Consider the following 21,097-nt stretch of genomic DNA (forward strand, 5'->3'; position numbering starts at 1 on the left):
CTACAAGCAAAACCAATTATTCTGAAATTGGTGTTACATAACATAACAATTTGCCCCAAACAAACAAACAAACAAACAACTATTGCACTGAATACTAAAATGTTATACATTTGACTTATAATATTAACCTATAACATTTTAATCATGATAAATTTTAGTATCGATACCAAAAGAATTCTGTTTTTAGTAGGATTGTTCATTTTATTTGGATGCAACAAAAACGAAGAACTTGTAGGTTTTTATTTAGATAGGGGTTTCGAATTTACCTTATTAAATAATAAGAATGAGGATTTATTGAGCAGCGAAACAACCGGAGCCATTAACGAAGAAGACATACGCCTATTTTATTCTGTTGAAGGAGAATTACAACCGGTTTACAACGCCAATTTCGACTATCCCAGAAACTTCTTAATATACGAGGATGGAGGAATGAATCGAATAAGGATATTTATGAATTCTTCAGACACCGAAGAAAAACCAATAACCATAATTGATTGGGGCAATAATGACACCGACACGGTTGCAGTAGAGTTTACCTACACTTCCACAATGACTGCAAAAAGAAAAGTCTGGGTAAATAATGAATTGATTTGGGATTATCAAGATGATGAATTCCCCTTAATTACTCTGCACAAAGACTATTAAAATCTCGGCATAAACCCAATAAAACCTGAAAGGTTTTAGCAAAAAAGCCACAAGACTGCAATTGCGATCTTGTGGCTTTTTTAATTCAGGAAATCCTGTGAAATTGGAATTCTATTCCTCATCCATAATTTCGGTTTGCATACGTACCGAATCTTCGTGAATTAACTGAAAAAGTATTTTCACAAAGGTTTCGTTAATGTCCATGCTCTTCCCCAGATTTACGCGGTTTTCCATCAATTGTGTCCAACGATTAATCTGAAGTGCAGTAACGTTATTATCGCGTTTATACTGGCCAATCTGCTTAACGATTTCAACACGCGAAGCCAGTGTTTCCAATAACTCAGCATCAATTGCATCAATTCGGTTACGCAATACATCAAGTTGGTTATCGAAATCCGGATTGTTTGCATTCTCATTACGAATAACCAATTTGTCGAGCAGTTTTCCCAAATCGGCCGGCGTTAATTGCTGCCCGGCATCGCTGAGTGCGCACGAAGGATCGCGGTGCGATTCAAGCATTAAACCATCCATACCCATATCAAATGCTTTTTGCGAAACTTCGAACAGGTATTCGCGTGTTCCGGCAATGTGGCTCGGATCGCAAATAACAGGCAAATTCGGAAGCAAACGTTTTAATTCGATAAAGGTCTTCCAGTTCGGGTAGTTGCGATATTTGGTTTGGCGAAACGGTGTAAATCCACGATGGATACCAACAATGTTTTTAATTCCTGCCTGGCTGATCCGCTCAACGGCGCCCATCCAAAGTTGTACATCCGGGTTCACCGGATTTTTTATCATTACAGTTGCATCAGTACCTTTTAGTACATCAGCAATTTCCTGCACAACAAACGGACTTGCTGTTGAACGTGCGCCAATCCACAACACATCGAGCCCGGCTTTTAAAGCCTCTTCAGTGTGTTGTGCGTTGGCCACCTCAGTTCCAATAGGCAAACCGGTTTCTTCTCTTACCTGTTGCAACCATTTTAAACCAATCGATCCAACTCCTTCAAACGATCCCGGACGTGTTCTTGGTTTCCAAACACCACCGCGAAAAACAAAAACACGTTTGTCTTTTGCCAGCAAACGTGCTGTTTCCATGGTTTGTTCTTCCGTTTCAAGGCTACATGGCCCTGAGATAAGCAGTGGATTGTCGATGTTTGGCAACCACGCTTTTATCGGATTAATGTCTAATTTTAATGTCATGATTATTTCGTATAAAGTTTTGTCAATGTCTCTTCGTTTTTTCTGAATTGAGGATTTTCACCTTTTAGAATACCTCTTATTTTATTTGCATTTTTAATCAGATCGAGCATTTTATCATCCTCCTCATTTTTCATACAATCGCGAAATTCAATGAGGTGTTTGATGTATACATCCAGCGATTCAACAACGTAATCGCGGTTTTGTTGAAAGATTGGGTGCCACATGCTTGCGGAACTTTTTGCCAAACGTACTGTTGAGCGAAATCCACCACTCGCCAGGTCGAAAATAATTTTGCGATCTTCTTTTGCCTGAACAGCATTTGCCAGTGCATACGCGGCAGCGTGAGGCAGGTGCGAAACAAAAGCCGTGCTGTGATCCTGTTCGTCGGCAGACATATAGGCAATGTCCATACCGAGCACCTGGAACATCTTTTCGATTAAAGCCACATGTTGCGGCCCGGAGTTTTCCTGGTCGCATAAAATGGCAATTTTACCTTTAAACAGACCTTCCAAAGCCGCTGTTGGTCCTGAATCCTCGGTTCCCGACATTGGGTGAGCGGGAACAAAATTCCGTCGCCGTTTATGGTCGGCTACCAAATCAACAATCACCTTTTTAGTCGATCCCATATCGGCCACCGTAGTTCCGCTGCCAATCAAATCCAAAACCTGCGGCAATACTTCAAGTTCGTAGTTTACGGGAATTGCGATAATTACCAGGTCGCTATCACTTACAGCATTTTCAAGTGTTTCAATGCGGTCAACCAGCCCGATTTCCAAGGCCTGTTTTGCGTGGCCTTCGTTGGCTTCAACTCCAATTAATTCGGTGGCAAATCCCGATTTCCGCAAATCACGGGCGATCGAGCCACCTATTAATCCAAGTCCTATTACTGTTGTTCTCATTTATTTAGTTTTGTTTATTTCACTTTTAACCATAAAAAAAGGTCCCGATTTTTATCGAGACCTTCTGTAAAATATTTTGAATTTAGACAATACCCTACTTCCTGATCCCGATTTCAGAACCATAATAAAAATAAAAGTAGAAGTAGTTATTGTTAAATTTCGTTGTCATTCTTCTTAATTTCTGTCAACAAATATAGAGATATATTTTATAAATGAAACTTTTATCCTGTTTTTGAACCGAATTTTAAAGCGTCGCAGGGAAAATTAGTTTTTAATTAACTTTCTTGTAAGTACCGGTTCTCCATTCTGGCTCACTTTTATCAGAAACATTCCGCTACCGTATTCCGAAAGATTAATTTGATCAGAAAATGCTCCAATTACACCTTGTTCTTCCGTAGCATATATTTTTTGTCCTACTGCATTAAACAGTTCAATTTGTATTTGCGACTCCTTTTCAACCGCTGAAATCTCTACTGTTACAAGGTCGTTAAAAGGATTCGGATAAACATTAATCTCTCCCGGCGACAATAAAATCTGATCTGCCGAAACCGGTTTTTGAATCTCCAGGTTATCGATTGCCCAGCCCCATCCGGCTGCATACGGATCGGAATAAAGTCGGAAACGAATCAGGATAGTATCTCCTTCATAAAAATAATCATTGTCGGTAAGCGTAATCGTTCTGCTAACAAACCAATCGTCAGTTCCAACGGTCTCCGAATCATTTTCTCCATCTGGGATTCCACTATTATAATTGGTTCGCCATGTCGACTCATCCGACGAATCATAACCGTCGGCCAACGGATACCAGTTCATTCCGTAGTCATTACTTCCTTCAACAATTACATAGTCGTAAAAATCGTCGTCGCCATAATCCGATAAAAGATTACCAGGCTCAACCAAAACCACTTCGTCATAAACCATGGTGCCACCTTCTTTCAGTACGATTGGTTTTTTTAGGAACGTGGTAAATTCAAGTTCCCCGTTATCAGTATTTGGCGCCGGATATGGGTGCGGACTATGCAAAGCCCCGTCGGCAAAATTCGTTGCAGTATAAATTTCAAAATCTGAAATAACAAAGTCAACTGTTTCCTCGTTGAAATTATTGCTATAATGATTCACCGCATCAAAAATCTCCTCTACCTCGAACGAGAAATAATCAAAGCTTAACCGGGGTAAACGTTTGGTATTGGAATTCGAAGAAGCATCGACAGCATAAATGGCATATTTTACTACATCCCCATTTTTTAATTCACTTAAATTAAACGGAAAATTTCCTATATATCGATCGTCGTATTCCCAATTTATGCCAAAAGCTTCCTGCTCCACATCGTTTATAAAATAGCGAACGTAAACTGTATCAATTCCAAGGTTATCATCAACATGAGCAACTAACTCCAACTGCTCGCCCCTTAAAAGAAAATACGCAATTTCGTCGTGTTCGATTACCGGTTTCTCATTGTCTTCACCAATATTTATGGTATAAAATTCCTGTGGTGCAAGGGCCGGTGATGTGCGTTTTCTATCCATTGTATCCTGAACTGTCAGGTAATACGATATACTTTCTGATTCACTTTCGGGCACGTAGGTAGCCGAGTATATTCCGTCTTCTTCTACTAAGTCAATTGTATCCGAGTGGCTCTCAAATCCATCCAGCGAATAAATTACTTTTGCCGTACCGTCTTTTACAGCGTAATCACTTTCGAACCAGCCACTGAACACCAGCGGCTGAAGCACTTCTATATCTTTTACCTGGTCAAAACGAATAAAAATATTAGTCCAGCCAATATCATCCATAATTCCCCTGGTTATGGGACCAGGATCGTGTATTGCCTCTGCTAAACCAACGGCATGCGTCATTAACGAGTTCTCGTTGCCGTTCGGATAGGTATTATCGTTTAAATGGTAAACACTTGAACCATCATCAAATACCACGGGAGCATATAAACGCGGTTTATTGCCTTTGTTTTGCTTAGTGGCCACGGGGCTGTTTGCATAAAGGTTAGACGATTGTAAGGCTGAAAGCAAATCGGCACTTAAATTTTCAAATAAGGATGTGTCAACTAGCTGTTGACCAGAAATAGCTCCTCTTCCTACTAACAAATCAAAAGAAGTCGCATCGCCGAATTCATAAAATCCGTAGGCACCAATATCATCGTCGGTAAAAAAGAAACCGGTGAATCCCAAACCGTGACCAATCTCGTGCAATACAACCGATACCAGATCATACTGATCGTCTGGCGTATTTAAATCGGTCCCAAGGTACCAGTCTATTTTGCTACTAAACTGGGCTACCATATCGTATCTGCTTTCTCCGTTCAGCTCCTGTTTTGCTATTTTTTCAGCAATAGCTACCGGGTAGTAACGTTCTTTAAACGGGGCATCTTTAAAGTTTTTGTAGAATGTTTCCGGACCACAACTTCCCAATACGTTTGCATCCAGACTTCCGCTCCATGTAGCTTTCATCCGGATTGGCATTTCCGACTCTACAATGCTTTCCCAGATGGTAACTGCATATTCAAACGCGGCCTGAGCTTCGGGAGTAAAACCAATATAATCGACAACAATGTCGCATTTGGCTGCACCGCCTGATTTTAACAAAAACTCGGCCGGTGGCGCAATTCTCGCGCGTTCAACTTCGCCTGAAGCATAACAAACCGGTGGCGGAATTTTAATACTTTCATTGTAACTCTTCATTTGTGCGTTAGAGGATAACACCACAAGAATTAACAGACTTAATAATGTGTAATACTTGTTCATCTTACAGTTTTAAAAACTTCTTTTTTAGCGCAGTAAATTTTCATAATTTAAAGAACAATGGCAACAAAATGTTCAAAGAAAATGGCGTTCGGGCAAAAAAAATGCCGGAATTTTCATTCCGGCATTACCTAATTTAAGGTTGTAATACCAATCATCTAATATTCTAACCTTTGCGCTTTTTTCTCATTTAACAGTCGGTATAATACTACTAAAGATGTTACCAAGCCTGCAAATGCGGCAATAAATGCAATCATTAATAATGTTTCCATAATGCTAATTTTTTATAATTTTTTGTGTTATTGTATTCATATTGTTATCGGAGATGCTCGCCATATAAACTCCCGGAGCTACGTTTGGCAGATCAACTTTAATTCTACCGGAATACGATGCATCGTAAAGTGTTTCGCGGTGCACAGTGTTTCCGTAAAGGTCGGTTATTATCACTTCTACATCATTGGCAACATCCGATTGAAAACCATCGATATAAATGCTGCTTTTGAATGGATTTGGGTAAATAGTAACATCGTTTGCTGCTAACTGATCGTCAACCGCAGTTGTTACTTCCTGAATAGACAGGTTATCAATTGCCCATCCCCAACCGGTAACAGCTTTGTCTGATGCCAGACGGAAACGGAAAATAACAGTATCGCCAGCTTCGAAACCTGTGTTATCAGTCAGGTTGATGGATTGTTTCAGGAACATACTTTCAGCTCCTTCAGCCTGAGAAACAGCACTTTTTAACGAACCTGTAAATTGAGAACTCCAAAGGTCATCAACGCTTGAATCGTAACCATCGGTTACAGGCAACCAGCTTTTCCCATTGTTTTTACTTCCTTCAACGATAACAAAATCCCAAAACTGCTCTTCAGTATAAAAACTTCCTTCTTCGCCCGGCTCTACCAGAACTACCTCGTCAAAACTCATTAGACCATTTTCTTCAAGAACAATCGGATATTTTAATTGGGCGATAAGGTTGTATTTATCTTTTTCATTATTTGATTCCGGATAAGGATTAACTGTGTGTAAGTTTCCACTGTTAAAACCAGCCGGAGTTGTTACTTCGAAATCAGAAATTTGAAAATCTGAATTTGGTGAATCAAAATCGCTAAAGTAACCGGCCAACGGCTCTTCAGCATTAAATACTGAAACTGTGTAGTAACCACTGCTTGGCAGGCGACGTTTGTTTCCGCGTGCAGTATTGTCGATAGCAACAACACGGTACTCAACAACATCGTCGTTGTTTAATGCAACCGGAAATTCAAGTTTACCACCGTAAACATCGTTTCCCTGAGCTGCCATTACGAAAGGCTCCTGATCAACACCGTTAATAAGGTATTCAACTTGTACCATTTCGATACCAACATTGTCGGTTGCAACTGCCGAAACATTCATTACCGGATCTGCTCCACTAACCATTTTTTCAGGATTGTGTTGTAATACCGGTGGGTAATAATCAGCTCCGATACGGAAAGAAAGCTTTTGGTCCGGAGCTCTTTCAGGATAAGTGAAAGTTACATCGGCTGTTGTTTTAGCCTCGTAATAATATTGAATTTTACCTTGTGCAAAGTTTAACGGAAGATCGCCTTCAAACTGTTCGGCATCTTGGTTGTATGCTAAACTTACGGTTTGCGATGTAGCGAAGTTATCAGTAGAGAATGTAATTTTTACCGACGATTTATTGATATCCATTTCACCGTCAACACCAACAAAAACGTTTAAATTTTCTACAGCCTCTTCAAAATCTTTAATTTCATAATCATCGAAACTAACTGCTTTCCATCCTAACTGAGCTAAAACAGCTAATGTTTTATCGCCAGGATAGTGAATTGCTTCTCCTTTAAAAATAAATGGCGACATTAATGCGTTAGCATCACCGGCACTGAATTCTGATTCGGGATAATGATAAATGCTTGTTCCAACATTCCAGCTTTTTGGCGCATAAATGTTTACTGCCTCTTCATTTCCCTGGCCTTTTAATACCAGATTTCCAGAAAGCAGTTGCTCTTTTAATGTTGTTGATGGACGAGCAAACAGATCTTCATCTGCAATTTGCTGGTCCATTTTGTTATATATATATACGTCGTAAATACTAGGTGCGTTTGAACTGTTGTTAAAAGTTCCCTTGTTATTTTCGATATCAAAAAATCCAACGAATCCCAATCCGTGTATCAATTCGTGTAACACAACGGTTACAAAATCGTATTGGTCCGACGGGCAATCGCCGTTAGTTCCGAAGTACCAGTTAATCGAGCTGCTAAATGAAGCCTCGATATCAGCTTCGGTACCATTCATTTCTTTTTGTGCTAGTTTTTCGGCCAGAGCAACCGGGTAATATACATTACTTAAACGTGCACCGCTGAAGTTACGGTACATACTTCCGGGAGTACTGCTCGCCAGAACATTGGTTCCCATTGCCTTCCATGTTGCACGTACCGTAACAGGTACAGGCGACGAAATTAAATCTTCGTAGATTGAAACAGCATATAAAAATGCCGGTTTCGCCTTTTCAGGGAAGTTCACAAACTCAACCTGGAAGTCGGAATTTAAAACCGATCCTGATTTTAAGCTTGATTCATGGGGTGCAATAAATGATTTCTTACTGTCTTCTGAAGCAATATTGATCGGAGCGTTGATCTTTGTGATCTTGTCCTGACCTGATTGCTCGGCCCTGGTATAAAAAGCGCCAACTAATACCAGGGCGGTTAAAATTAAATGTCTCATTACAATTCAAATTAGGGTTTGTAAAAATTGACATGCCAAAAGCTCAATATTGCGCAAAGGTTTTTTGGCATGTGCTTGAAACTTACGCTGCGGTGTAACCGCTCCGGTCGGGTTTGTAATTTTACCGGAACAGTGGGTTTGTAACTCCGCGTTGCTTATTTCTAAGACTTTTTTCAGTAAACAAAGAACTTAATCTTCTATGGAAAACGACTTCTGTGAATCTTTATCGATTCTGTATAAATTTCTGTTACAAAGAACCTGATAATTAATAGAATACTCTAATTTTAATTGCTGAATGGACACCCCCTGATTGACCAAAAACCTACCGGCAAATTGCGGAGGATTTTATCGAATTCTGATGAACTTGTTAAGAAATCGGGCTGTTTTTCTGAGTTACCTGGTGCAGTTCGCTTAGACCTTTTGTCGTGCTTATGCCCACCTGTTTCTCAGTCTTTTGTTCCCTTAGGTTTGTAGCCGGGAACTCCCCGTTTCTTATTGTTCTCGTTTGATTCCTTGGTTTTGCTTTGATTTACCGGGTTTGTAATGTAAATCAATGGGTTTGTAAAAACCTGAATCCGATTTCAATAAGATCCGTCTTACGTCAGTAAGTAATTAATTTTTCTTTTGTTTCGCGTCCTTAATAATTTAATGAATTTGTTTCATTACAACTCAAATTAGGTCCTATCTTCTCAAAAACAGATAATGAAACATTACTTTGATACCGGAAAATTCCTTACAAAACATTCAGAAAAAGAGTTTCGAGTTGAAAAAGTAAGATCCGATTTATAAAAATATAAAGCGGTGGGTTTGTTTACCTTCACAAAATTTCGATCCTCCTCAAAAGAAGGTTTCTTCATGTAAAAAATTCAACTTTTAATTTTAAAAAAGATGATTGATGTTGTGTTGAAAATTAAAAGCGCCAGTCAAAGAACGGTTCTATATCTATGGGTTTGTGGATGTAAATGTATAAATTAATTTAATTAAACCAAATTTTTTTTCATAAGTTTAGCACGATAACAAAAAATCAAGTAGAATTTTTTATGAACTTTTTATCAACCGCATTACTCGCTATTGCTGTGACACTTAGCCTTCCGGCAAAAAAAGGGGAGCAAAAACTATATGATGAAATTTACCGGCCACAATTCCATTTTACGCCGGAAAAGAACTGGCACAACGATCCAAACGGTCTGGTTTTTTATGATAATGAATACCACATGTTCTACCAGTACAATCCGAATGGCAACGAGTGGGGCTATATGCATTGGGGGCATACCGTAAGCACCGATCTTATTCACTGGAGCCCTCTTCCAATTGCGCTTTACCCGGATGAAGGATCAACCGACAAAGAACACTGTACGGCGTATTCCGGATCGGCCATTGTTGATGAAAACAACCTTTTGCAAAAACAAACCGGCGATACCAAAACACTGGTGGCCTTTTATACCAGCCAGCATTGCGGCCAGCGTTTGGCCTACAGTACCGATAAAGGAAGAACCTGGGAAAAATATGAGGACAACCCCATAATTGCATACGACGAAAACGACGATGCTCGCGACCCCAAAGTGATCTGGCACGAGGAAAGCGGAAAATGGGTGATGGCACTTTACCGTAAATCAAACGACGATGATAAATCAAAAGGAGTTTCATTTTATACCTCAACAAACCTGATTGATTGGGAATGGCAAAGTCATATAACCGGTTTTTTTGAATGTCCTGATCTGGTAAAATTTAAAGTTACCAACCGCCCCGACGAAACAAAGTGGGTGCTTTTTGATGGCGACGGCAGCTATTTTATCGGAAGTTTCGATGGGAAGAAATTTACACAAGAAACCATTAAAATGAAAAGCGACTGGGGTAAAAACTATTACGCAACACAAACCTGGAGCAATATTCCTGAATCCGATGGTAGAGTAATACAAATTGCCTGGATGCGCGATGGCAAATTCCCGGACATGCCTTTTAACGGGCAAATGTCGTTCCCAAGCGAATTATCGGTAACAAAATTCGATACCGGTTATAAACTGATACGCAAACCAATTTCTGAAATCGAGCAGTTGCATTCTAAACATCAATCGTGGGAAAACAAAAATGTAATTCCCGGAATTAATGATAACAAGCTTAAAAAAGTTTCGGGTGATTGCCTGCATATTATTGGTGAATTCGATCTGAAAACATCCGACAGTTTTGGTTTTATGCTTCGACATAGTAACAAATCAAACGGCACTGAAATACTTTACAGTGTAAAAAGAGGAACACTGACCGTACTCGGGTCCACTGTTCCACTTCCGGCAAAAAACAATAAAATAAAGCTAGAAATTCTGCTCGACCGTACGTCAATTGAAATATATGCCAACGACGGACAGGCAGTTGTTTCAAACTGTTTTACTCCGAATGAAAAAGCTGTTGATGCAGTTCTGTACACCAATGGAGGCGAGTTGGGCATCGAGAAACTTGATGTATATGAAATGAATTCAATCTGGAACAAAAAATAAAAACATAAAATGAAACTTATTAAAGTATTAGCGATCAGCTTTGTGCTGATTTTGCCACTGGCACTAAAAGCACAGGAACAAAAAATTTATGACACAACTGCTGATGCAAAAAAAGACATTGCCGCAGCAGTTGAAGCAGCCCAAAAATCGAACAAACATATATTTCTGCAAATTGGAGGTAACTGGTGTCCATGGTGTATCAAATTCCATAATTTTGTACACGACGATGAAGAGCTCAGCTCATACGTAGCCGACAACTTTGAGGTGGTAAAAGTAAACTACGACCAAAATAATAAGCAGGAAGAACTGTTGACTGAACTTGAATTTCCGCAACGTTTTGGCTTTCCGGTTTTTGTTATTCTCGATGAAACGGGCAAACGTATCCACACGCAAAACTCAGCCTTTTTAGAAAAAGACAAAAGCTACGATAAAGACAAGATATCACGTTTTCTGAAAAACTGGTCGCCAACTGCTTTAGATCCGGCTTCGTACAAAAAATAAAATCAGAAGAACATTGTAATTAGCTGAACACAAATAATCAGCAGCACCATTGCCACAGGATACACTGTAGCATAGGCTATGGAGTGCGCGTTTGTGTCGGTCATCGAGTCGGCAGCTGCCAATCCCGGGGTACTGGTCATACTTCCGCTAATTGCTCCGAGCAATGTTAGAATGTTCATTTTAAAGAAATACTTACCGAGAATTCCGGCAACAATCATTGGCAAAATGGTTATGGCGCCGCCATACAAGAATAACTCGATTCCGTATTGATTGAATGTTTCTACAATTTTTTGCCCGGCACCGGTACCAACTGCGGCTAAAAATAATAACAACCCAAGCTGGCGCACCAGCTGGTTGGCCGCTCCGGTCATGGTCCATAAAATTGGACCGGTTTTCCCAATACGGCTAAGCACCAGGGCAACAATAAGCACACCTCCGGTTAGTCCCAGGCTAAATGCAAAAGTTCCCATGGCAATACTGATTTTTCCGACCAGCACGCCAAGAATAATTCCTAAAGCAACCGGAAGAATATCGGTGTCGGACAAACGTTTTTGGTCGTTACCAAAGATTCTTGAAACCATATCCATATTTGCACGGCTACTGGCAATTACAAGTTTATCGCCAAACTGCAATTTCGAGCTCGGACTTGGAACAATATTAATACCCGCCCTGCGAATTCGGGTGATGGTTGCTCCGTAAGTATGAAGCAAGTTAATCTGCCCAACGGTTTTATTTACCACCTCATTGTTGGTAACCAAAACCGAACGTACATCATATTTTGCGTCGATTGAAATCTCCTGCTCTGTTTGAGGACCGATCAATAACTCAACATTTTTTAGTGCTTCTTCGGTTCCAACAGCTTTTATCAGGTCACCTTTCAACAGTAAGGTGTTTGGAGTTGGTGTAACAGCTTCACCATCGTGTACAACCCTCGAAACCACTGCTTTGGTCATAAACCGGATGCGTAATTCGCCAATCGTTTTGCCAACAACATTTTCGTTTTCAACCACAAAATTGCGCTTAACCACTTCAGGAAATTCATCTTTTAACATCAGATGATGCTCTTCTTCGGCTTTGGCAATGGAAGTACCTAAAATTTTTGGAAGGAAGCGGATAAAAAGAATCACGCCGATAACACCAAACGGATACCCCACTCCATAACCGATGGATGCCAGTGGCGAGCCGGTATAATCGATGGCCGCGGCCAAACCCGGCGTACTGGTTAACGAACCGGTTAACAATCCAACCGCAATATTTGGATCAACTTTAAAAACTGTAATTATCAGAACGGTAATTACCGATGCTAACACAATCAACAACGATGCAAATCCGGCGAGTTGCCGCCCCTCCTTTTTAAACGACTCGAAAAAACTGGGGCCAGCCTGTATTCCGATAGTAAAAATAAACAGCACCAAGCCGAGGTACTGGAAATCTTTTGGAATTACAACACCAAAGTGGCCAAAAACCAGAGCCACAAAAATAACTGCCGACACATCAAGCGACAGCCCAAAAACCTTGATGCGACCAACAATAAAACCCAGTGCAATAATAACGAAGAGGGCAAAATAACTATTTCCTAGTAGTTCCATGTGTGCGAAATTTGGCATAAAGGTAAGTAATAGTTTTTGGGTGTAACAAGCCAAATAACTGAATACAAGCTCCCAGGCATTAAAGTTTAATGTTAAGTACAGGAACAAAAAAACCGGATAAAACTTATCCGGTTACTTTATATCGTGTTGCACTTTAAGGCAATAAAAAGCTAAAATCGTCTCCGGCCTTTAACTCATACGGCTCTTGTCCTTTTTTAAAGATGCGGCAAGTTCTGTCACCAATCAGGTCAATCTTTCCGTCTTCCACTTTAAACATGGTTCCTTCGCGCAATCCGGCCACATAGCAATTCGGGTTAATTTCAAGGAATTCCGAAATACGCTGCTCACGCGTCTCCCCTCCGTGTCCTTCAGGATTGGCATCCAGATAATGTGGATTAATTTGAAATGGGATCATACCAATACATTCAAAACCTTTTGGATCGATGATTGGCATGTCGTTGGTAGTACGCAATGTTGGGCAAGCCACATTTGATCCGGCGCTCCAGCCAATGTAAGGAGCTCCGTTGTAGACCCGTTCGCGGATCGGATTCATTAACTTCTGATCGTGCATCATGCGTACCAGTTGCCAGGTGTTTCCACCGCCAACCACAATCGCTTCAGCCTCCTCAATTGCTTTTACCGGATTTTTAAATGTATGAATACCTTTAATATGGTGCCCCACTTCGGCAAAACTTTCTTCCACTTTTTCGCAATAGGTATCAAACGAAAAAGTAACGGCTGCATATGGAATAAAAACCGCAGTTACCGATTTTTCTCCCAGGAATTTTTTTATCTCATTTTTCGGGTAATCCAGATAGGGTTCGCCCGGCATTGTTGAATTGCTTAACAGTAATAGCTTCATTTCTTTTTTTGACCAATTAATTTATGGTCGCAATAACTGAAATCTTATGGATTTTTACAATGACAATTCTTGACTTTTGTAAATTTTGTATATTTAAAGAACAAATAATCAACCTTTATTTTTATGGATCTCCAAATTATTCAAAACCGCATTATTGAAATAAGAGGCCAACGGGTAATGCTGGATTTTCATCTGGCAGAACTTTACGAAGTTGAGACGAAAGTTTTAAAACAAGCTGTAAGAAGAAATATCGAAAGATTTCCGGAAGATTTTATGTTTGAACTCACTAAGAGTGAATTGGATAAACTAAGGTCACAAACTGTGACCTTTGACTGGAAACCAACAACTTATGCGCCATTTGTTTTTACAGAACAGGGAGTTGCCATGTTGTCAAGCGTACTTAAAAGCAAAAAAGCCATCCGGGTAAATGTTGAAATCATTCGGGCATTTGTACAACTGCGAAAACTCGCCATTCAAAATTCGGAAATAATTCACCGGATTGATGAAATGGAGAAAAAATACGATAAGCAATTTAAAGAAGTATTTACGGCTCTTCGTTATCTCATACATCCTCCCGAAAAAGAAAGGCGCAGGATTGGTTATAAAAAATAAGAGGATAGTTGAATTTTGAGCCTCAATTTATTACTCATACATATCACTCAAATCACAAGCCGCCAATTCAACAAAATAATCAGCGATCTGATTGGTCACATCCTCAACAAACTTTTTACCTTTTTCGGTCGTGGCTTTTTTCGGATTTCCAACACCGGTATCCGCCGAAACTTTATCCCATTGACGTGGTGCCCAGGCGGTTTTGTTTTTTAGCCCGTTTAGTTTAAAAGCTTTCGCATTTCCTTCTCCGGCTTCGTCAAGTGACCTTACGAAATCCGGGAAAAAGTGCATAATAATACTTGTTTCCATTTCGTTGGCATGATCGCCGGCTTCCTCAAAATACTCCTCCTGATCAAACATCCGAAACCACTCCACCAGAGAAATAAATACATCGGGAAACTGAGGTTGCAACTCGCGCACCAGCGGCTTAAAATCATTTCCGCCATGACCATTCATCAGCACAAGCTTTTTTATCCCTTGTCCGCTTATAGCTGTTAACAGATCTTTCAGAATTATCAATTGCGTAGATGGTTTGGTGTGCAAACAAAATGGCATGTCAATCTGCCCCATGTTTTGCGCACCCAGCGGAATAACCGGAAGCACCATTACTTTCGCACCTTTATCCCAAGCTTTACCCGCTGCCTGCTCGGCAATTTTTGCGGTCTCCAACGAATCGGTTCCGTATGGTAAATGATAATTGTGTGGTTCGGTGGCTCCCCAGGGCAAAATGGCTACATTGTATTTCTGATTTTTTACCTGTTTCCAGTTGGTTTGTTCGAGCACGTATGGTTTCGCATTCATTTTATCAGGTTTAGTTAGTTGTTATTATAAGCGCATTAAAGTAATACCAAAAGTAAATGGTGTTAGCTCCGGCCCTTTGTCGGTTTTGAAAAGCGGAACCAGATCGTAGCTGGCAAACACATTAAACCAGCGGTAGCCCGTTCGTACCATCGCCGAGTACCTGAAACGATGCATCGAAAAATCATCCACCACTTTTAGTTTCTCTTTCTTTTCTTCCTTGTACTTTATTTTTGTGTGACCGCTCAGCCGCAAACTACCCACCACTCCCGCAGAAATAAACATACGGTTATCGTAATGATTGATCGGAATCTGAAATTCAAGAAGCAAAGGCAGCGTAATCATTTCAATGGCCAGTTTCGATTTCTGATTGTCGTTAAAGTAAAGGTAATCGGGAGCGATCACGCCATCGTTTCCTTTTATAATTGTAGTATTGTCATCCAGCCGATAGCTTTGCAATTGTAGGCCTAATCCGGTAACCAAGCCAATGGTATTCCTGTTTTTCTGCAAACCGATACTCTGCTGTAAAAAGTTGAAATATGCCGAATTCGACCGAAAGACATCGTTATCCATAAACTCCGACTCATAGCCTGAATAATCTTCATCAAGCAGCATATTAAATCCAAAATCGATGCCCACCCAGTGCCCCGAGAAGTCGTCTTGCCATAATTTCAAGCCGTTATGGGTAAATTCTGAAAGATCGATTTTTCGCAAAAACCGTTTAGGATTTTCTATTGGAACAATGCTATCATTTTCCTGAGCCTTGATTTCCGGACTAAAAAAACAAAGAAACAGGAATAAAAGGAGCTGAATCTGAACTATTCTTTTCATGGGCGTTTTAAGCTTCATATCTAACTATTGTTTTACATATGAACACTAACAAAAGTAAACGTTTGGAAAGAACTTTAGGCGAATTTGATGTTAAAAAAGGTAATAACAAATCATCCATAAATACATTCGATAGAATACAAAGCGAACTCCCAAAGTTAAATTTACGAAACAAGACAACATAAACTCCTGAATTACAAATAAAAAGAGTACCTTTGCGGCCACTTTAAAAAATAGTATATGAGTTTATTTGAAACAATGGGGTTAAAAGCCGAAATCCTTGGTGCGATCCAGGAGCTTGGTTTTGAGAATCCCACGCCGGTTCAGGAAAAAACGATTCCGTTTTTACTTGAAAGCGACCAGGATATGGTTGCCTTGGCACAAACAGGAACGGGAAAAACAGCGGCATTTGGGTTACCCATTGTTCAGCAGTTCGACAGTTCGGTAAAAGTACCGCAGGCCTTAATTTTAAGTCCAACGCGCGAACTGGCTTTGCAAATTGCAAAAGACCTCGAGAATTTCTCGAAAAACATTAACGGAGCTAAAATTGCCACTTTATATGGCGGTTCCGACATCAGACAACAGATTAAAGCCCTTGAGAGTGGTGCCCAGATTGTGGTGGGAACTCCGGGTCGTACGCTCGATCTGATTAAGCGTAACAAACTAAGAGTACACGACATACAGTGGGTGGTACTCGACGAAGCCGATGAAATGCTTTCGATGGGATTTAAGGACGACCTTGATGCCATTTTGAAAGATACGCCGGTTGAAAAGCAAACTTTGCTGTTTTCGGCTACCATGCCGAAAGAGATTGTGCGAATTGCTAATACATACATGGCCGATCCGCACGAAATTTCAGTGGGCAAAAAGAACACTGCTGCCGAAAATGTAGAGCACAATTATTACCTGGTTCATGCCAGAGACCGTTATATCGCACTAAAACGTGTGGCCGACATTAACCCGAATATTTACGGAATTATTTTCTGTCGTACACGTGCCGAAACTAAAGATGTAGCCGACAAACTGATGCAGGACGGTTACAATGCCGATGCATTGCACGGCGACCTGTCACAGGCACAGCGCGACCACGTTATGTCGCGTTTCCGCAGCAAACACCTGCAAATGTTAGTAGCTACCGATGTGGCTGCTCGCGGACTGGATGTAAACGAATTGACCCACGTTATTAACTATAACCTTCCCGACGATCCTGAAGTGTATATTCACCGAAGCGGAAGAACAGGACGTGCTGGGAAAAAGGGTGTTTCTATTACGCTGATTCACATGCGCGAAAAAGGAAAACTACGCGATGTGGAAAAGAAAGTGGGTAAAAAATTCACTAAAGTTCCGGTTCCTCAGGGAAAAGAAATTTGCGAAAAGCAGCTTTTCAACCTCATCGATCGCGTGGAGAAAGTGGAAGTAAACAACGAGCAGATTGGCGAGTTTATGCCGGTTATCTACAAAAAACTGGCTTGGCTTGAGCGCGAAGAACTGATCAAACACTTTGTGTCGGTAGAGTTTAACCGCTTTTTAGAATACTACGAAAACGCTAAGGATATTAACGTTGACGAAGCCCGCGAAAAAGAATCGATGCGCAAAGAGCGTGGCGATCGAGGACGTGGACGCGAGCGTGGTGACCGAGGAAACCGTGAGCGCGGCGACCGTGGACGCGGACGCAGAGGAAACGGAAATATGTCGCGTTTCTTCTTTAGCCTGGGTAAAAAGAGCGGCGTTAACAAACGTGCAATTATCGATCTGATTAACCAGAACACTCCTGGAAAAAGTATCGATATTGGCAGCATTGAAGTACTGAAAGGTTTCTCTTTCTTCGAAATCGATTCGAACTACGAAAAAGAAATTACAAAAGCTTTCAAAAATGCCCGTTTCAGAGGCCAGAAAGTAAATATTGAGATAGCGAATAAGAAAAAATAAAACCTAGTTACGAGCTGCGAGTGGCGAGTAACGAGTTTAAGAAATAGGAAATCCGGTCTTTTTAAGATCGGATTTTTTTATATTTTCTTATATTCTTTACACCTTTGGCTGTAGCCATTTCCCCTCGCGAGGGGAAACATCTGCAAAGTCTGGACAGAGGCTTTAATGTTAGGCAGAAAGAATAATCAGTACCGGCTCCCCTTACTAAGGGGAGCTCCCGTCAGGGTGAGGGGTAGAAAGATCATAGCTATAAAGTAACAGATCTCTCACCTTCGTTCGAGATGACATAGCACTCCAACTACAAGATTGATTTAGCAACTAACTTTTGCACCGTCCTTCAGGGCGGTGATCCCTTACACCCCAACGGAAAGGCTTTAGCCGTTAACATGAAAAATTTAAATGCTAAAGCCATTTTTAATATTCATTCAAAAATCACCGGGCTAAAGCCACGGTGCAAAAACTTCTTAGCTCCTATGCAACAGATCTCTCACATTTGTTCGAGATGACAGTACTGGAGTGCACAACTATTTCTCCCACTCGTCCCCAAAAATCCCCCACTCAGCAATTCTTTTTTTCAGATGAACAGTGTTTGCTGCATCTTTGAACCAACGAAAACGAAACCATGAAAACAATTTTTCTTTTGATCTGATTATTGAGAGTAAAGGTGGCCGGTCGCAATTGATCGGTTGCCTTACAAAGTATTTTTCTGAAACAGTTTTTTATTATCTTCATAAACGAAAACCATGGCGAAATTTCAACTAAATAAACAAACGAAAAAACAAGTGCTCAAGCATCTGGCTATACTGGCGGGAGCAGTAGCCATATGCATTATTTTTAGCCTGGTGCTTTTCCAACGAATCTTACACCCGGGAATTTGGAATATGCTGCTATTAACCGTTATTCAACTGGAGCTATTCATGTACCTGGGTATTCGTTTTTTCAAGTCGGTCGACCCCGACGCTCCGGGAGCCATTAAGAAAACCATTGTCCGTTTGATTCTCTTTTACATCACGGTATTGCTTATTGCCTTTGCATTGTTTCTGGCGATATTCACCTGGCATTTTTGGCGGGCAGGAGCACCATTTTCTGAGTTTATCCCCAACCTGGTAAATACTGAAATTCGGTCGTTTTTAACGGCTGCCGGAGTTGGTTTTGCATTGGGTGCTCTTTTCTTTTTCTACACACAATGGGCCGACACCGTAAAACGTATGCAGAAACTAAAAGAAGAGAAGCTCATTTTTCAGTACGAGACGCTGAAAACGCAGGTAAATCCGCATTTCCTGTTCAACAGTTTAAATACGCTGTCATCGCTGGTAAATTCCAATCCAGAATTGTCGGATAAGTTTATCCATAAACTTTCGGCTGTGTACCGTTATGTGCTGGAGAACCAGGAAAAAGACCTGGTACCGCTTGCCGACGAAATGGAATTTGTAAAAGACTTTTTTTACCTGCAGAAAATTCGCGACGGCGAAAAAATAGAACTCAAAATCGATTTCGGGGAAACAGGTACTGCGAAGATCATCCCCGTTTCGTTACAAATGCTGGTGGAAAACGCCATAAAGCACAACGCTGCCACACGGAAAGATCCGCTGCTGATCACCATTCATTTTGAAGGAATGGATAAACTGGTTGTTCGCAACGACCTGCGCCAACGGATGCAACTGGCCGCCTCATCGAAAATCGGGTTAAAAAACCTGAACGAACGTTGTAAGCTCATCCTGAAACGCGATGTGGAAATACAGGAAACAGAAGATGAATTTGTGGTGAAAGTGCCTTTAAAACTTAACGAGCAAAGCAAATGAAGGTAGTAATTGTAGAAGACGAGCATCTTGCTGCCGACAAACTAATGCAGCAATTACACACCATAGCTCCGGAAGCGGAGGTACTTGTTGTGCTGGAATCGGTAGAAGATTCGGTGAACTGGTTTGCTGAGCATCCTGCTCCCGATTTGGTTTTTATGGATATTCAGCTCGACGACGGTCTTTCGTTCGAAGTTTTTGATGAACTTGAAATTAAAGCCCCGATAATTTTTACCACTGCTTTTGATGAGTACGCCATTCGTGCCTTTAAAGTAAACAGCGTTGATTACCTCCTAAAACCCATCGAACTGGAAGCTTTGCGCTCGGCCCTGGGAAAATATAAAGAGATATATAGTCAGCACCAGTTGCTGGAAGACAAGGTGGCAAAAGTAATCGAACAGTTATCGAGAACTTACAAGTCGCGGTTTTTTATTAAAATCGGCAACCGTTTTCAGTCGATACAGGTGAGTAAAATATGTTGTTTTTTTGTGCAGGAGCGCAGCACATTTATAAAAACCATGGAAGGCAAAACTTACGACCTCGACTTTTCGTTGGATCACTTGCAAAAAATGGTCGATCCTGATCAATTCTATCGCATAAGCCGAAATTATCTGGTAAACATTAATTGTATAAACGAAATTATTGGCTACTCCTCTACCCGATTAAAACTGAAACTGGCTGCCGAGCTGGGCGAAGATGTTATCGTTAGCCGTGATAAAGTTTCGGGTTTTAAAAAATGGATGGATAAGTAGATTAAGAATCGAGGAAAATAAAAGTTGGTGCAATTTGCAGATTCTTTACCCTCTCTCCTGTCTCTCCCTTTTAAAATGGAGAGACGATCAGCCTCCATTTCAAACAACAAATGGCTCATTAATTGATCTGAATGCACAAAAATAGACCGACCAATCGTCCTTCCTTGCTAGCAGGGAAGGATAAGAGGATGGGTAATAAAACGCAGTCTGTTCGATAATTTATATAAAAAAAGGAGCCAAAACTGACTCCTTTTCAATATACAATTATGACTTTTTCTTCTTAAACCAATTTTGCGTCTAATTCAATTTCGGCAGTACCGCCTGCATACAAACGCGAAATCGGGCATTTTGCTTTTGCAGCAACTGAAAGCTCGGCAAATTTCTCTTGCGACAAACCTTCGCATTTTGTTACGTTGGTTAACTTGATGTTGGTAATGGCAGGTCCGCCATCCAACTGACCAAGAGTAACAGCTGCTTCTGTTTCAACGCTTTCAGGAGTTAATCCTTCGCCGCTAATTAAAGCGGCTAAAAACATTGAGTAACAACCTGAGTGTGCTGCACCTACCAGTTCTTCAGGGTTCGTTCCTTTTCCATCTTCAAAACGCGATGCAAAAGTAAACGGCCCGCTGTAACCGGTGATGTTCATATTTCCTTTTCCCTCTTTAAGAGTTCCGTTCCAAACTGAGTTTACTTTTCTTACTGACATAATT

16 protein-coding genes are annotated in these 21,097 nt (G+C 40.7%); 7 read left to right on the forward strand and 9 right to left on the reverse strand.

Annotated elements, in window-relative coordinates:
• The first annotated feature begins 144 nt into the window (after positions 1 to 144).
• Entirely contained in the window at positions 145 to 645 is a 501-nt protein-coding gene (locus SLH46_RS20670) for a hypothetical protein (RefSeq protein WP_320283129.1), read from the forward strand.
• Between the two features lie 111 nt (positions 646 to 756).
• Here SLH46_RS20670 and SLH46_RS20675 read toward each other — a convergent pair whose 3' ends face one another.
• The 4 genes from SLH46_RS20675 to SLH46_RS20690 all read right to left on the reverse strand — a co-directional run bounded on the left by SLH46_RS20675 (position 757) and on the right by SLH46_RS20690 (position 8,225).
• Positions 757 to 1,848 carry a chorismate mutase gene (locus SLH46_RS20675; protein WP_320283130.1) on the reverse strand — a complete coding sequence of 364 codons (1,092 nt, stop codon included), beginning with the start codon at positions 1,846 to 1,848 and terminating at the stop codon, positions 757 to 759.
• A 2-nt stretch (positions 1,849 to 1,850) separates the two neighbouring features.
• Complete coding sequence (locus tag SLH46_RS20680) at positions 1,851 to 2,747, reverse strand: prephenate dehydrogenase (protein ID WP_320283131.1); 897 nt, start codon at positions 2,745 to 2,747, stop codon at positions 1,851 to 1,853.
• A gap of 264 nt (positions 2,748 to 3,011) precedes the next feature.
• The gene (locus SLH46_RS20685; protein WP_320283132.1) at positions 3,012 to 5,504 is read right to left on the reverse strand and encodes a T9SS type A sorting domain-containing protein; all 2,493 of its coding nucleotides are present in this window, start codon (positions 5,502 to 5,504) and stop codon (positions 3,012 to 3,014) included.
• A gap of 273 nt (positions 5,505 to 5,777) precedes the next feature.
• On the reverse strand, positions 5,778 to 8,225 hold the full coding sequence (locus tag SLH46_RS20690; RefSeq protein ID WP_320283133.1) for a T9SS type A sorting domain-containing protein: 2,448 nt from the start codon (positions 8,223 to 8,225) through the stop codon (positions 5,778 to 5,780).
• 1,040 nt (positions 8,226 to 9,265) lie between these two features.
• Between SLH46_RS20690 and SLH46_RS20695 the strand changes: the two genes are divergently transcribed.
• Together SLH46_RS20695 and SLH46_RS20700 are read left to right on the forward strand one after the other, a co-directional pair.
• Entirely contained in the window at positions 9,266 to 10,717 is a 1,452-nt protein-coding gene (locus SLH46_RS20695; RefSeq protein WP_320283134.1) for a glycoside hydrolase family 32 protein, read from the forward strand.
• A 9-nt stretch (positions 10,718 to 10,726) separates the two neighbouring features.
• Positions 10,727 to 11,218: a thioredoxin family protein gene (locus SLH46_RS20700; protein ID WP_320283135.1), complete on the forward strand. Its 492-nt coding sequence runs from the start codon at positions 10,727 to 10,729 to the stop codon at positions 11,216 to 11,218.
• Positions 11,219 to 11,220: 2 nt separating this feature from the next.
• On the opposite strand, the gene SLH46_RS20705 is transcribed toward SLH46_RS20700, so the two are convergent.
• Both SLH46_RS20705 and pepE read right to left on the reverse strand, forming a co-directional pair.
• Entirely contained in the window at positions 11,221 to 12,807 is a 1,587-nt protein-coding gene (locus SLH46_RS20705) for an aspartate:alanine exchanger family transporter (protein WP_320283136.1), read from the reverse strand.
• A 154-nt stretch (positions 12,808 to 12,961) separates the two neighbouring features.
• Positions 12,962 to 13,669, reverse strand: a complete 708-nt coding sequence (gene pepE, locus SLH46_RS20710) for a dipeptidase PepE (protein ID WP_320283137.1) — start codon at positions 13,667 to 13,669, stop codon at positions 12,962 to 12,964.
• 123 nt (positions 13,670 to 13,792) lie between these two features.
• Here pepE and SLH46_RS20715 point away from each other — a divergent pair, with 123 nt between their 5' ends.
• A complete protein-coding gene (locus tag SLH46_RS20715; protein WP_320283138.1) occupies positions 13,793 to 14,281 on the forward strand; it encodes an ORF6N domain-containing protein in 489 nt (162 codons plus the stop codon).
• A 30-nt stretch (positions 14,282 to 14,311) separates the two neighbouring features.
• Here SLH46_RS20715 and SLH46_RS20720 read toward each other — a convergent pair whose 3' ends face one another.
• A complete protein-coding gene (locus SLH46_RS20720) occupies positions 14,312 to 15,082 on the reverse strand; it encodes a creatininase family protein (protein ID WP_320283139.1) in 771 nt (256 codons plus the stop codon).
• 24 nt (positions 15,083 to 15,106) lie between these two features.
• Positions 15,107 to 15,928 carry an outer membrane beta-barrel protein gene (locus SLH46_RS20725; RefSeq protein ID WP_320283140.1) on the reverse strand — a complete coding sequence of 274 codons (822 nt, stop codon included), beginning with the start codon at positions 15,926 to 15,928 and terminating at the stop codon, positions 15,107 to 15,109.
• A gap of 219 nt (positions 15,929 to 16,147) precedes the next feature.
• Between SLH46_RS20725 and SLH46_RS20730 the strand changes: the two genes are divergently transcribed.
• The 3 genes from SLH46_RS20730 to SLH46_RS20740 all read left to right on the forward strand — a co-directional run bounded on the left by SLH46_RS20730 (position 16,148) and on the right by SLH46_RS20740 (position 20,387).
• Positions 16,148 to 17,836 carry a DEAD/DEAH box helicase gene (locus SLH46_RS20730; protein WP_320283141.1) on the forward strand — a complete coding sequence of 563 codons (1,689 nt, stop codon included), beginning with the start codon at positions 16,148 to 16,150 and terminating at the stop codon, positions 17,834 to 17,836.
• Positions 17,837 to 18,579: 743 nt separating this feature from the next.
• Positions 18,580 to 19,638 (forward strand): sensor histidine kinase, encoded by a 1,059-nt coding sequence (locus SLH46_RS20735; RefSeq protein ID WP_320283142.1) that lies wholly within the window; start codon positions 18,580 to 18,582, stop codon positions 19,636 to 19,638.
• Positions 19,635 to 20,387, forward strand: a complete 753-nt coding sequence (locus tag SLH46_RS20740; RefSeq protein ID WP_320283143.1) for a LytR/AlgR family response regulator transcription factor — start codon at positions 19,635 to 19,637, stop codon at positions 20,385 to 20,387. The genes SLH46_RS20735 and SLH46_RS20740 overlap by 4 nt, the downstream gene beginning before the upstream one ends.
• 280 nt (positions 20,388 to 20,667) lie before the next feature.
• Here SLH46_RS20740 and SLH46_RS20745 read toward each other — a convergent pair whose 3' ends face one another.
• Positions 20,668 to 21,093, reverse strand: coding sequence for an OsmC family peroxiredoxin (locus SLH46_RS20745; RefSeq protein ID WP_320283144.1), 426 nt, complete (start codon positions 21,091 to 21,093; stop codon positions 20,668 to 20,670).
• Positions 21,094 to 21,097 lie beyond the last annotated feature (4 nt).

Source organism: Draconibacterium sp. IB214405 (assembly GCF_033963885.1).
GTDB lineage: Bacteria > Bacteroidota > Bacteroidia > Bacteroidales > Prolixibacteraceae > Draconibacterium.